The organism is Streptomyces thermocarboxydovorans, assembly GCF_039524635.1.
GTDB lineage: Bacteria > Actinomycetota > Actinomycetes > Streptomycetales > Streptomycetaceae > Streptomyces > Streptomyces thermocarboxydovorans.
This window is the reverse complement of the sequence record NZ_BAAAGU010000001.1, coordinates 195,328-206,296: the sequence shown is the minus strand read 5'-3', so window position 1 is coordinate 206,296 and position 10,969 is coordinate 195,328. Positions and strand designations below refer to the sequence as shown.

At 73.7% G+C, this 10,969-nt stretch carries 12 protein-coding genes; 7 read left to right on the top strand and 5 right to left on the bottom strand.

What is annotated here, in order from left to right:
* Nucleotides 1-73 precede the first annotated feature (73 nt).
* The 4 genes from ABD198_RS00975 to ABD198_RS00960 form a co-directional block, all read right to left on the bottom strand.
* A complete protein-coding gene (locus ABD198_RS00975) occupies nucleotides 74-1,459 on the bottom strand; it encodes a tannase/feruloyl esterase family alpha/beta hydrolase (protein WP_343997332.1) in 1,386 nt (461 codons plus the stop codon).
* A gap of 309 nt (nucleotides 1,460-1,768) precedes the next feature.
* Nucleotides 1,769-2,671, bottom strand: coding sequence for an ICP22 family protein (locus ABD198_RS00970; protein WP_343997331.1), 903 nt, complete (start codon nucleotides 2,669-2,671; stop codon nucleotides 1,769-1,771).
* Nucleotides 2,672-2,807: 136 nt separating this feature from the next.
* Nucleotides 2,808-3,104, bottom strand: a complete 297-nt coding sequence (locus ABD198_RS00965; protein ID WP_343997330.1) for a hypothetical protein — start codon at nucleotides 3,102-3,104, stop codon at nucleotides 2,808-2,810.
* Nucleotides 3,105-3,207: 103 nt separating this feature from the next.
* On the bottom strand, nucleotides 3,208-3,807 hold the full coding sequence (locus tag ABD198_RS00960) for a class I SAM-dependent methyltransferase (protein WP_343997329.1): 600 nt from the start codon (nucleotides 3,805-3,807) through the stop codon (nucleotides 3,208-3,210).
* Nucleotides 3,808-3,958: 151 nt separating this feature from the next.
* Between ABD198_RS00960 and ABD198_RS00955 the strand changes: the two genes are divergently transcribed.
* From ABD198_RS00955 to ABD198_RS00935, 5 genes are all read left to right on the top strand, one after another.
* Nucleotides 3,959-4,732, top strand: a complete 774-nt coding sequence (locus ABD198_RS00955) for an MHYT domain-containing protein (RefSeq protein ID WP_343997328.1) — start codon at nucleotides 3,959-3,961, stop codon at nucleotides 4,730-4,732.
* 181 nt (nucleotides 4,733-4,913) lie between these two features.
* Nucleotides 4,914-7,115 carry a sensor histidine kinase gene (locus tag ABD198_RS00950; RefSeq protein ID WP_343997327.1) on the top strand — a complete coding sequence of 734 codons (2,202 nt, stop codon included), beginning with the start codon at nucleotides 4,914-4,916 and terminating at the stop codon, nucleotides 7,113-7,115.
* On the top strand, nucleotides 7,112-7,549 hold the full coding sequence (locus ABD198_RS00945; protein ID WP_343997326.1) for a roadblock/LC7 domain-containing protein: 438 nt from the start codon (nucleotides 7,112-7,114) through the stop codon (nucleotides 7,547-7,549). The genes ABD198_RS00950 and ABD198_RS00945 overlap by 4 nt, the downstream gene beginning before the upstream one ends.
* Nucleotides 7,550-7,572: 23 nt before the next feature.
* Nucleotides 7,573-7,983 (top strand): DUF742 domain-containing protein, encoded by a 411-nt coding sequence (locus ABD198_RS00940; RefSeq protein ID WP_343997325.1) that lies wholly within the window; start codon nucleotides 7,573-7,575, stop codon nucleotides 7,981-7,983.
* Nucleotides 7,984-8,084: 101 nt separating this feature from the next.
* Nucleotides 8,085-8,690, top strand: coding sequence for a GTP-binding protein (locus ABD198_RS00935; protein WP_343997324.1), 606 nt, complete (start codon nucleotides 8,085-8,087; stop codon nucleotides 8,688-8,690).
* Between the two features lie 276 nt (nucleotides 8,691-8,966).
* Here the strand turns inward: ABD198_RS00935 and ABD198_RS00930 are convergent, their stop codons facing one another.
* Nucleotides 8,967-9,395, bottom strand: coding sequence for a PPOX class F420-dependent oxidoreductase (locus tag ABD198_RS00930; protein WP_343997323.1), 429 nt, complete (start codon nucleotides 9,393-9,395; stop codon nucleotides 8,967-8,969).
* A gap of 76 nt (nucleotides 9,396-9,471) precedes the next feature.
* Here ABD198_RS00930 and ABD198_RS00925 point away from each other — a divergent pair, with 76 nt between their 5' ends.
* Nucleotides 9,472-9,885: a roadblock/LC7 domain-containing protein gene (locus tag ABD198_RS00925; protein ID WP_343997322.1), complete on the top strand. Its 414-nt coding sequence runs from the start codon at nucleotides 9,472-9,474 to the stop codon at nucleotides 9,883-9,885.
* A gap of 150 nt (nucleotides 9,886-10,035) precedes the next feature.
* Complete coding sequence (locus ABD198_RS00920; protein ID WP_343997320.1) at nucleotides 10,036-10,968, top strand: DUF6397 family protein; 933 nt, start codon at nucleotides 10,036-10,038, stop codon at nucleotides 10,966-10,968.
* The last annotated feature ends 1 nt before the right edge of the window (nucleotide 10,969 follow it).

Here is a 10,969-nt window from a genome sequence, read left to right as displayed (position 1 = left end):
GCAGTCGGATCGAACGTCACCGTTCATCCAACCGCCCCAACCACCAACCCGGCGAACCTATGCGGTCACAGCACTAGCGTGCTGCCGTCCCGTCACCTCCCAGCGCGCAGGAGTTGACCACGTCGCCGTCCGCGGGCCGGGTGATCGTGTGGTCCTCGGGCGGCCGGACTCCACGCTCCACCCAGGCGACCAGGGCGTCGAAGGCCGACCGGTGGCAGGGCAGGATCGGCCGCAGCCGGTCCGGATAGGTGTCGTAGAGCCCGTCCACATGGGTACCACCCTGCACCGTGTAGTAGCGGTGCAGTCCGCCGCGTCCGCGCGCCTCGATCATGCGGGCGTAGACATCGGAGTCGGCCGCCTTGGGCAGCAGGGCGTCCAGATCGCCGTGCAGAGTGATCAGCGGCCTGCCGATGCGTCCGCTCAGCGACACCCGGGCCACCGCGCGGTGCACGGAGGCGGGGCGCCCGGCGTAGTCGTAGGCGGCGTCGGAGGCGCACGGGGCGAGGATCTCCTCCGTGGTGCTCCCGGCGGAGGGACCCGGGCAGGCGGAGTCGTAGGAAGGGTCGAACTCGGCCCGGTAGATCTTCTGGGTCAGGCCCCAGTACGCCTTCTCGTGGTACGGCCACAGGAACTCCGAGCCCGGTGCGAAGCCCACCGCGTGCAGATCCTGGTCCCGCGCCCCGCCCAGCATGCGGGCCACCGCGGTCGGCAGTGAGGTGAGCAGATTGGGCCCGTCGGCGGTCCAGAGCGCGCCTTCCCAGTCCGCCCCGCCGTCGTACAGCTCGGGATGGTTCTCCAGTTGCCAGCGGGTGAGGTAACCGCCGTTGGAGATCCCGGTGATGTAGGTGCGGCGCGGGGCGTGGCCGTATCGCCGGGCGACGGCCTTCCGGGCGGCACGGGTGAGCTGGGTGGTCCGCATGTTCCACTCGGCGATCGCGTCGCCGGGCCGGCGGCCGTCCCGGTAGAAGTCGACTCCGCTGTTGCCCTTGTCGGTCGCGGCGTACGCGTAGCCGCGCGCCAGCACCTGGTCGGAGATCGCCTTGTCCGTGGCGTACTGCTTGCGGGTGCCGGGAGCCCCGGTGACGACCAGTCCGCCGTTCCAGCGGTCCGGCAGCCGGATCACGAACTGCGCGTCGTGCTTCCAGCCGTGGGTGTTGTTGAAGCGGGAGGAGTCCGGGAAGTAACCGTCGATCTGGACCCCGGGGACACCGGCGGGGGAGCGGGTGTCCGCGGCCGTGAGGCCCGCCTGGTCGGCCATGTCGGTGTACGGGGTGCCGGCGAGCCCCGTCGTGGTCAGATCGGCCAGACAGGCGCTGCGCTGATGGGCCGCGCCCGGCACCCGGACGCGCTCCTGACGGTCACAGTGGCCGTCCGCCGCCGCGGCGGACGGAGCCGGACCGGTCAGGGCGACCGAGGTGAGGGCGAGAGCGAGCAACGGAACGCCACGGTACGGGCGCATGACGGCCTCCGAGAGGGACGGAACGCGGGAAGAGGGCAGCTGCCGCTGCGTACGGCTGCCCCATGGTGGAATCCCGTCCGGCTGTCAGCGATGGTTCGGCACCACATGGCACGGCGCCTGACCGTGGCGGTTCCAAACACCTGCGGTGTGGGCTCCCTGGTGAGTCCGAGTGTGTGAGTCCGATCCCGTTGCCCGTCAACCTGGCGCGGCCGGAGGCCCGGCCCGCCGTCCTCGCCGCGTCTGCGGGCAGGCCGCACCACAACCCTCGGCCCGTCCTCAGCCATGCGGCACCGCCAACCGCCGCCGCCCTCAGAGAGGCCGCACCGCAATCTTGTCGAGTGCCTCCAGCAACCCCGGCAGTTCCTTTCCGCGGCCCACCGGGAGGACCTCGTTGGGCTCGTCGTCGAGCAGGACGAAGGCGATGTCGTCCGTGCGGGCCACGAGGGACCAGCCGGGGCCGTCGGCCCGCAGTGTGCGTGCCCCGCCGGGGGCGAAGGAGGAACGGACGCGTCCGAGCGGCGGCGGTGCGTCGATGTACGCGCGCGCCTCGGCCAGGACCCGCCGGATGCCGGGATGACGCGGCTGCCGTGCCTCACCGGGGGCGTCGCCGGAGTCGCCGTCACTCCCGGCGTCCGCACCCTCCGAGCCTTCGGAACCGGTGCTCCCGCCGTCCTCCGCCGCAGCCGTGGCGCCCTCTCCCGGCATCACGAACGTGCTGTCGTCGACCTGTTCGCGCCAGGTGGCCCACTGCTGGGCGATCTCGTCGGCGCCCAGGCGCCGTTGGGCCGGGCCCCAGACGCTGGTGTCCGGCGGGGTCAGCGGCGGACGGCCGGCGATCTCCGGGTCCGGGTCGTGCGGCGCGGGCACGTTCGGGGCCGCCACGGCGACCGCGAGGGGCCAGCCGGGCAGCGCCGTGACCACCGTGCGCTCGTCCGGCGAGAGGTCGTGCTCCATGCCGCAGTCCCAGGAGGCGATCGCGACCGCGACCAGGGAGACGTCGTCGACCACCACGGTCCACCGGGCGCCCTCGCCGTCCTGGCCGAGAACCAGCCCGTAGCCGTCGGCCACGGGAGGCAGATCGAGCGCCGCGCACGCCTCCGGATAGTCGTCGCCCAGCACACTCGGGAACTTCGCCGGCGTCAGCAGCACCGCCGTGAGCACATAGAGCGCGTCGTCCTCGGCGGCGACGGCTTCCTCGTCCGTCCCGGCCATCCCAGCCTCCCCATCGGTTCGTCCATCGGCGCGCACCCTATGCCGACCCCGAGCCCCTTGTCACGACCCGGCCCGCACTGCCGGAGCTGCAGTTTTCCTGCCGGACGGGGCGAATCGGCCATGCGCCGGGGACGAATCAGACGGCCGGCAGCCCCAGCAGCGACCGTGCGACCGTCCGCGGGGACTCGTCGCGCTCCCGGGCCAGCGCGATCACGGCCCGGCACGCCAGCTCATTGACCCCGAACGACAGCGCCTCGGGCGACACCCAGCCCGCCGCCTCCTCGATGCGTTCCTGGTCGTCCTCCGCGCAGGCCGAGACGTACGCCGCCGCGGCCTCGAAGAGGTTGTGCGGACGCTCCCGCCGCGCCGGCCGCTCCTCGGTGCGCAGACTGCCGATCACTCTGCCGCCGAACTTGCGAACCCTGCCCCACATCGGTCCACCCTCCCGCTGAGCGGTTGCCCTCGCCGACCGTGCATCTCCTCTCCCTCAACGTAGAGTTGGAAGCGCCGTCGCAGAAGAGGGCGACCGCGGGCGCTCAGGGCGTACGCACCGCCAGCGACAGAAATCGGTCGTCCCGGTCGACGTACGAGGTCATGCGCCAGCCCGAACCGGCCAGCAGCGGGCGCAGATTGTGCTCGGCGCGCAGATCGTCCGGAGTGATCTGCCGTCCCTGGCGCGCCGCGAGCGCCGCCCGCCCGACGGGATGGAACAGCGCCAGCACGCCGCCGGGCCGCACCACGCGCGCCAGCTCCCGCAGGTTCTCCGCCGGCCGGGGCAGATGGGCGATCAGCCCCGCCGCGAACACCGCGTCCAGCGAACCGGAGCGCAGCGGCAGCGCGGCCACATCGGTGAGCAGCAGCACCCCGTCCCGGTCCCGGCCCTTCCGGACCGCCTCGTGCAGCATCTCCGGAGTGAGATCGGCCCCGATGACCACGCCCGAGTGGCCCACGGCGGCACGCAGCGGCGGCAGGGCCCGCCCGGTGCCGCAGCCGGCGTCCAGCACCCGGTCGCCCGGCCGCAGTCCCAGCTCGGCGACCGCCGCCTCGTAGACGGGACCGTCGCCGGGGAAGCGCCGCTCCCAGTCGGCGGCCCGCGCGGCGAAGAACTCCTGGACACGTGTGTGGTCGTCGCTCATGTTCCGCATGATCCCTCACCGGTACGGAGGACGCCGCTGCGCGCACGTTCGAGCGCGAGGCGATCGTTCCGGTGCATTTCGGTGTCATATTCCAGCACCTTTCGAAACGCGCCCCCTTCGTGCGCCCACGCACCCCTAGCGTCCCGGAGCCATGGGACACCTGGACCACGCCGCCCTGGGGTGGCTTACCCCCGTGCTGTCGTATGTGATGGCCTGCACCGGCGCCGCCCTCGGACTGCGCTGCACCGTCCGCGCCCTCGCCACCACCGGCCGCTCCCGCCGCAACTGGCTGATCACCGCCGCCTCGGCGATCGGCACCGGCATCTGGACCATGCACTTCGTGGCCATGCTCGGCTTCGGCGTCAGCGGCACCGAGCTCCGCTACGACGTACCTCTGACCATCGCCAGCCTGCTGGTCGCCATGCTCGTCGTCTGGGCCGGCGTGTTCGCCGTCGGCTACAGCCGCGACCGGGGCCGGGCGCTGCTGCTCGGCGGCCTCACCACCGGCCTCGGCGTCGCGAGCATGCACTACCTCGGCATGGCGGCGGTGCGCCTGCACGGCGAGGTGAGCTACGACCCGGTGCTCGTCGGCGTGTCCGTGCTGATCGCCGTCGTCGCGGCCACCGCCGCGCTGTGGGCGGCGCTCAACATCAAGTCGCCCGTCGCGGTCACCGTCGCCTCACTGATCATGGGCGCGGCGGTCACCAGCATGCACTACACCGGAATGCTCGCGGTCAGCGTCCGCGTCACGCCCTCCGGAGACGCCCTGCCCGGGGCCACGGCGATGCAGTTCATCTTCCCGCTCGCGGTCGGCCTCGGGTCCTACCTGTTCATCACCTCGGCCTTCGTCGCCCTGTCGCCGACCGCGAACGAGCGCGAGAGCTCGGCCTCGGCCCAGCGGCCCGTCGAACCCGCCACCTTCTGACCGCACCCGTACCCGCCGTCGTCCCGCACCCCTACCCGCCGTCCTCCCGCACCCGTACTCGCCGTCCCCGGACCGCACCCGTACCCGCCGTCCCCGGACCGCACCCGGCGGCGCGGCACGGCACCGGTGCGGCACCGATACGGCGACAGGCCCGCCCCGACCACCCTCGAGCGAGGAGTTCATGCGCCCACCCCGTAGGAGCCCCACGGCCCGCGCCGAAGCGCCGCCCCCACCGCCCCGGCGCGGCCGGCGCGCCCACGCCGGACCGCCCGCCGACGAAGGCCCGGACCCGCGGGGCACCGCGGCACCCGCGCGTGCCGGACGGAGGCTCAGCGGACCGCGCACCGTGCGCGCCAAGATCGTCTGCCTGCTGATGGTGCCCGTGGTCTCCCTGCTCGCCCTGTGGGGCCACGCCACGGTCACCACCGCCCAGGACATCGCCGAACTCCGCCAGATCCAGCGCGTCGACGCCAAGGTCCGCGCCCCGCTCGCCGCGGCCGTCGCCGCCCTCCAGGCGGAACGTTCAGTCGCGGTGCGCCGTGTCTCCGACGCGTCCTCCGTCGCTGACGGGGATCTGACCGAGCGCGCCCGCGCCACCGACCGGGCCGTCGCCCGCCTGAAACTCGGCGACAACGGCACCGTCGCCTACGGCCAGGAACTGCCCCGCACCGTCGCCGACCTGCGCGGCCCGGAACGCACCGCCTGGGACGAACTCGCCCGCGGCGACGCCTACGCCGCCCTCGCCGCCACCGAGGACAAGGTGCTCTCCGGCGGTACCGGCACCCGGGCCGTCCAGGCGGCACCGGCCCGCACCTGGAACGCCGCCCACACCCGCGTCCGCGACGGCATGCGGGCCATCGAGGACGAGGCCGGCCGGGGCGTCGCCCGCCGCGCCGACCCGCTCACCTGCGGACTGCTCACCCCGGCGGGCGCCGCCGTGCTCTTCGGCCTCGCCGCGGTCGCCGCCTCCCTCGTCATCTCGGTGCGCATCGGCCGCGGCCTGGTCGTCGAACTGGTGCGGCTGCGCAACGACGCCCTGGAGATCGCCCGCCGCAAACTCCCCGAGGCCATGCGCAGGCTCCGGGCCGGCGAGGAGATCGACATCGACGCCGAGGCCCCGCCCGGACCGCCCGCGCAGGACGAGACCGGCCAGGTCGCCGAGGCCCTCGGCACCGTGCACCGGGCCGCGCTGCACGCCGCCGTGGAGCGCGCCGAACTCGCCGGCGGCATCTCCGGGGTCTTCGTCAACCTGGCCCGCCGCAGCCAGGTCCTGGTGCACCGTCAGCTGAGCCTGCTGGACAGCATGGAGCGCCGCTCCGACGACCCGGGCGAGCTGAGCGACCTGTTCCGCCTGGACCACCTCACCACCCGGATGCGGCGCCACGCGGAGAGCCTGATCATCCTCTCCGGGGCGGCACCCGGCCGCGCCTGGCGCATGCCGGTCTCCCTCACCAACGTGGTGCGCGCCGCCGTCTCCGAGGTCGAGGACTACGCCCGGGTGGAGGTGCGCCAGCTGCCCGAGGCCTCCGTCGTCGGAGCGGCCGTCGCCGACCTCACCCACCTGCTCGCCGAACTCATCGAGAACGCCGCCCAGTTCTCCCCGCCGCACACCCGCGTGCGGGTCACCGGCGAACCCGTCGGCAACGGATACGCCATCGAGGTGGAGGACCGGGGACTCGGCATGGGCAAGGAGTCCCTCGCCGAGGCCAACCGCCGCATCCAGTCCGAGGCGCTCGACCTCTTCGACAGCGACCGGCTCGGCCTGTTCGTGGTCAGCAGGCTCGCCGCCCGGCACGACATCAAGGTGCACCTGAAGACCTCCCCCTACGGCGGCACCACCGCGGTCGTCCTGCTGCCCACCAGCCTGCTGAACGACAGCACCGAGGACCGCTCCCCGGGCGAGATCCGCCCGGCCCGCCCGGCCGAGGAGCGCGCGTTCGTCTCCGTCGCCGGCGACGGGGCCACGCACGCGCGGATGTCCCGCGACCTCCCGCGGCAGCGGGCCGTACCCGCCCCGGACCAGCGGCCCTCACTGGTGGCCCCCGCGGCACCCCCGACCGACGCGACGGACACCGCCGCCCCGAACCCACCCCAGGGAGCCGCCCCCTTACGCCTGCACCGTCCCCCGCAGGAGCCGGCCGGCTCCGACGACCTCCCGCGCCGCGTACGGCAGGCCAGCCTCGCCCCGCAACTGCGCGAGCACCGCCCCGGCACACCCGCCCCGGCCCGGCACGACGAGGACGAGCGCACCCCCGAACTCGTACGGGACCGCATGGCGGCGTACCGCGCCGGCTGGGCGCGCGGCGGCGGCAGACAACCCGGCCGCGGCGGCGCACCCGGCCCCCACAGGCAGCACGACGGCAGTGAAGGAGACCCCGCATGATCCAGGACCCCAGCAGGCGAGGCACCCGGCGGACCGGTGAACTCGACTGGCTGCTGGACGACATGGTGTCCCGCGTCGCCGACGTCCGGCACGCCGTGGTGCTGTCCAACGACGGGCTCGCCGTGGGCGCCTCCACCGGCCTCGGCCGGGAGGACGCCGAGCACCTGGCGGCCGTCGCCTCCGGATTCCACAGCCTCGCCAAGGGAGCGGGCCGGCACTTCGGGGCCGGCGGAGTGCGCCAGACCATGGTGGAGATGGACGACGCCTTCCTCTTCGTGGCCGCCGCCGGAGAGGGCTCCTGCCTCGCCGTCCTCACCGCCGTCACCGCCGACATCGGCCTCGTCGCCTACGAGATGGCACGGCTGGTCAAACGCGTCGGCGAGCACCTGTACACCGCGCCCCGCGCCGGCGCGCGGCCCACCCCCGCCGGATGAGGAGAGAAAAGCGGCCCGAGCCGATGACCGAGCACACGACCGGCTTCCCGAGCGAGCCCGGCAGCCAGTGGTACGACCAGGAGGCCGGGCCCCTCGTCCGCCCCTACGCCATGACCGGCGGACGCACCAGGCCCGCCGTGACCGGCGTGCACTTCGACCTGATCGCCCTGGTCACCCTCGACCCGGCGGCCCCCGGCATCGACGACCCGGCGCTCGGACCGGAACACCGCACCCTGATCGAGCTGTGCCGGCCGGAGACCCAGTCGGTCGCCGAACTCGCCGCGGGCGCGGACCTGCCCGTCGGCGTGGTCCGCGTCCTCCTCGGCGACCTGGTGGAACGCGGCTGTGTCACCGTCAGCAGGCCCGTGCCGCCCGCGCACCTGCCGGACGAACGCATCCTCCGCGAGGTGATCGCCGGACTGCGGGCCCTGTAGCCGCCCGCCCCCGTTCCCGAGCCGCGCGGTGCCACCCGCCGCACCCGCGACCGCCCCGTACCCCTGCCGACCGCGGCCGGCACTCGAGAGAGAAGTGATCCATGGCCCCTGAGCACCCCGACACCCCCGGCGGCGAACCGACCGCACTGGCGCTGAAGATACTGGTCGCCGGCGGTTTCGGCGTGGGCAAGACCACCCTGGTCGGCGCGGTCAGCGAGATCAGGCCGCTGCGCACCGAGGAGATGCTGAGCGAGGCGGGCCAGCTGGTCGACGACACCGGCGGCGTGGACCAGAAGTCCACCACCACCGTCGCCATGGACTTCGGCCGCATCACCATCCGCTCCGGGCTGTCCCTGTACCTCTTCGGCACCCCGGGACAGGACCGCTTCTGGTTCCTGTGGGACGAGCTGGCCCAGGGTGCCCTCGGCGCGGTGGTCCTCGCCGACACCCGGCGCCTGGAGGACTGCTTCCCGGCGGTCGACTACTTCGAGCACCGGGCCATCCCGTTCGTGGTCGCCGCCAACTGCTTCGCCGGAGCGCGCCGCCACGCCCCGCAGGACGTCAGCCGTGCGCTGGACCTGGACGCCGGAACGCCCGTGGTGCTGTGCGACGCCCGCGAACGCGAGTCGGGCAAGGAGGTGCTCATCCGCCTCGTCGAGTACGCCGGCCGCCGGCACACCGCCCGGCTGCTCGACTCGGTGGGGTGAGGCAGGGGATTCTGCCGGAGGGGACCGGTGGTTCGAACGGCGGTCCCCTCCGGCCGTGTGCGGAGACCTCGAACGGATCGCGGTCGTCCCCGGCCATGTCGCGCAGGTCGGCGGCGGTGTACGCCTCGAGGGCCTCCACCCGGGGGGAGGGGAGGATCGTGTCGGTCGGCGCGTTCTTCGGGTCGTCCTGCATCCTTCAGCCTTTCTGTGTGGCCCCGGATTTTCTGTGTGGTGCCTGGTTCGAGCAGCCGGTGATCCGTGCCCCGGGCCCCGCCGTCAGTCCGCCAGTTTCTTCTCCGCCAGCACCTTGTCGATGGTGACGCGGACCAGCAGTTCGCCGGGCACGCCGTTGAGCTCCCCGAACTCCTCCGCGCGGTCCTCGCCCATGTAGCGTCCGCCGATCCTGGCCGCCCAGCGCCGCAGCTCGACGGGGTCGTCCACGAAACGCGCCCGGCCGTGCAGGATCACGTAGGCGAACGGCGGCCGTTCGTCGTCCACGCACAGGGCGACCCTGCCGTCCCGCGCCAGATTGCGCCCCTTCACCGTCCGCGCCCCGGTGTTGAACACCAGCTCGTCGCCGTCCAGCAGGAACCAGATCGGCGCCACATGAGGGCTGCCGTCCGCCCGGACGGTGCACAGCTTGCCGGTGCGGGTCCCGTGCGAGACGAACGCCCGCCATTCCTCGTCGGTCATCTTCTCTGCCATGGCTCCATCCTGCTTGCTCGGCGCCCGCAGGTGGGGAAGGCTGGCGCGGGGAGAACACACGGGGAGGGCGCGCATCATGGCGCAGAACCAGGGACTCGACTGGCTGCTGGACGACCTGGCGGAGCGGGTCGAACACGTACGGCACGCACTGATCCTGTCCAACGACGGGCTGGTGACGGGTTCGAGCACCGGGCTGCGGCGTGAGGACGCCGAGCACCTGGCCGCGGTCTCCTCCGGACTGCACAGCCTCGCCAAGGGGTCGGGTCGTCACTTCGGCGCGGGGTCGGTGCGCCAGACGATGGTCGAGTTCGACGACGCGGTCCTCTTCGTCACCGCCGCGGGCAGTGGCAGCTGTCTGTGCGTGCTCAGCGGCGCCGAGGCCGACATCGGGCAGATCGCCTACGAGATGACCCTGCTGGTCAACCGGGTCGGCGAGCATCTGGACGTGGACGCGAGGCGGCCCGCCGCAGACCCCGGGCCCGCCCTCTGACCTCGGCCTCCGCACGGCTCTGACCTGCACATTTGTGGGCGTGGGCGGAGTTATCCACAGGGTCGACACGGAGAGTGACAATTCGGCTACGGTCTTTTCCGGCGGGCGCACCCGGCGCCCGGCTGCACACGTCCCACGGGGGAGACCATCATGTCCGGAAACACCGTCACGTCCGTCCTGCCGCCCGTCGCCGCCGAGCGCCCCAGGCCCATCCGCGACACCTGGCTCGAGCCGAGCCGTGCGGCGCGGGAGCTCGGCCTCGAGCACCACGAGTTCGACCTCGCGGTGCGGCTCGGCCGCATCCGCACCCGGCCCGTCGGCGGAGGAGGCGGCGGCCGCGCGGTCGCCCGTACCGAGATCGCGAGGCTCCGCGCCCGGCCCGGCTTCCCCGAAGCGCTGCGCGCCGGCGTGGAGACGGTGGGCGCCGCACGAGGCGCCGCCCTGATGAAGGTGACCGAGGGCCGCTTCACCCGCCTGGCCCGGCTCGGTCTGCTGGTTCCGGTGCGGTTCACGCTCGGCCCGCACGGGGCCGTCGACTGGCTCTATCTGGCCGAGGAGCTGCGCCAGTTCGCCGCCGCCGAGGAGAACGCCGAGCTGCTCACCGGCCGCCCACCCGGTGCCCTCGGCGGCGGGCTCGACTCCGACCTCGACGTGCGGCCGCGCAACTGGCGCAACCGGCACCTGGGATGCCTGCTCCGCCTGGCCGACGGCGACCCCTGGGGCCGCGCTGGAGCCGTGGCGTCGCTGCTCGACCCGCTGCAGGTCGCCGAGGTGGTCAAAAACCCCTACGAGCGCTCCCATCTGAGCACATTCCGCGCGGCGCCCCCGATCGGCGGGGCATCGGGGCCCTCCGCCGTCCGGCTCGCCGAAGAGCTGACGACCGCGCAGGACGAGGACGAGATCGCCTGGTTGCGGGCAGAGCTGGCGGGGCTGGTGGCCGAGGCACGCGAGCACCGTCCGGCACCCAGGCCGGCGCCACGCTCTCGCCGGGCCGTGTGCACGGCTGCGGGGGAGCCGGACCGGCCACTGGGCAGACTGCGGGAATGCCTCGGCCGCCGGTGGCGCCGGGGCGGCGACCGGTGAT

Bases quoted from the DNA above. Each gene is read 5' to 3' on its own strand.
- ABD198_RS00940 (WP_343997325.1), top strand. From the start codon at position 7,573: ATGACCGAGCACACGACCGGCTTCCCGAGCGAGCCCGGCAGCCAGTGG.
- ABD198_RS00945 (WP_343997326.1), top strand. From the start codon at position 7,112: ATGATCCAGGACCCCAGCAGGCGAGGCACCCGGCGGACCGGTGAACTC.
- ABD198_RS00960 (WP_343997329.1), bottom strand. From the start codon at position 3,807: ATGAGCGACGACCACACACGTGTCCAGGAGTTCTTCGCCGCGCGGGCC.
- ABD198_RS00950 (WP_343997327.1), top strand. From the start codon at position 4,914: ATGCGCCCACCCCGTAGGAGCCCCACGGCCCGCGCCGAAGCGCCGCCC.
- ABD198_RS00955 (WP_343997328.1), top strand. From the start codon at position 3,959: ATGGGACACCTGGACCACGCCGCCCTGGGGTGGCTTACCCCCGTGCTG.
- ABD198_RS00925 (WP_343997322.1), top strand. From the start codon at position 9,472: ATGGCGCAGAACCAGGGACTCGACTGGCTGCTGGACGACCTGGCGGAG.
- ABD198_RS00965 (WP_343997330.1), bottom strand. From the start codon at position 3,104: ATGTGGGGCAGGGTTCGCAAGTTCGGCGGCAGAGTGATCGGCAGTCTG.
- ABD198_RS00935 (WP_343997324.1), top strand. From the start codon at position 8,085: ATGGCCCCTGAGCACCCCGACACCCCCGGCGGCGAACCGACCGCACTG.
- ABD198_RS00970 (WP_343997331.1), bottom strand. From the start codon at position 2,671: ATGGCCGGGACGGACGAGGAAGCCGTCGCCGCCGAGGACGACGCGCTC.
- ABD198_RS00975 (WP_343997332.1), bottom strand. From the start codon at position 1,459: ATGCGCCCGTACCGTGGCGTTCCGTTGCTCGCTCTCGCCCTCACCTCG.
- ABD198_RS00930 (WP_343997323.1), bottom strand. From the start codon at position 9,395: ATGGCAGAGAAGATGACCGACGAGGAATGGCGGGCGTTCGTCTCGCAC.
- ABD198_RS00920 (WP_343997320.1), top strand. From the start codon at position 10,036: ATGTCCGGAAACACCGTCACGTCCGTCCTGCCGCCCGTCGCCGCCGAG.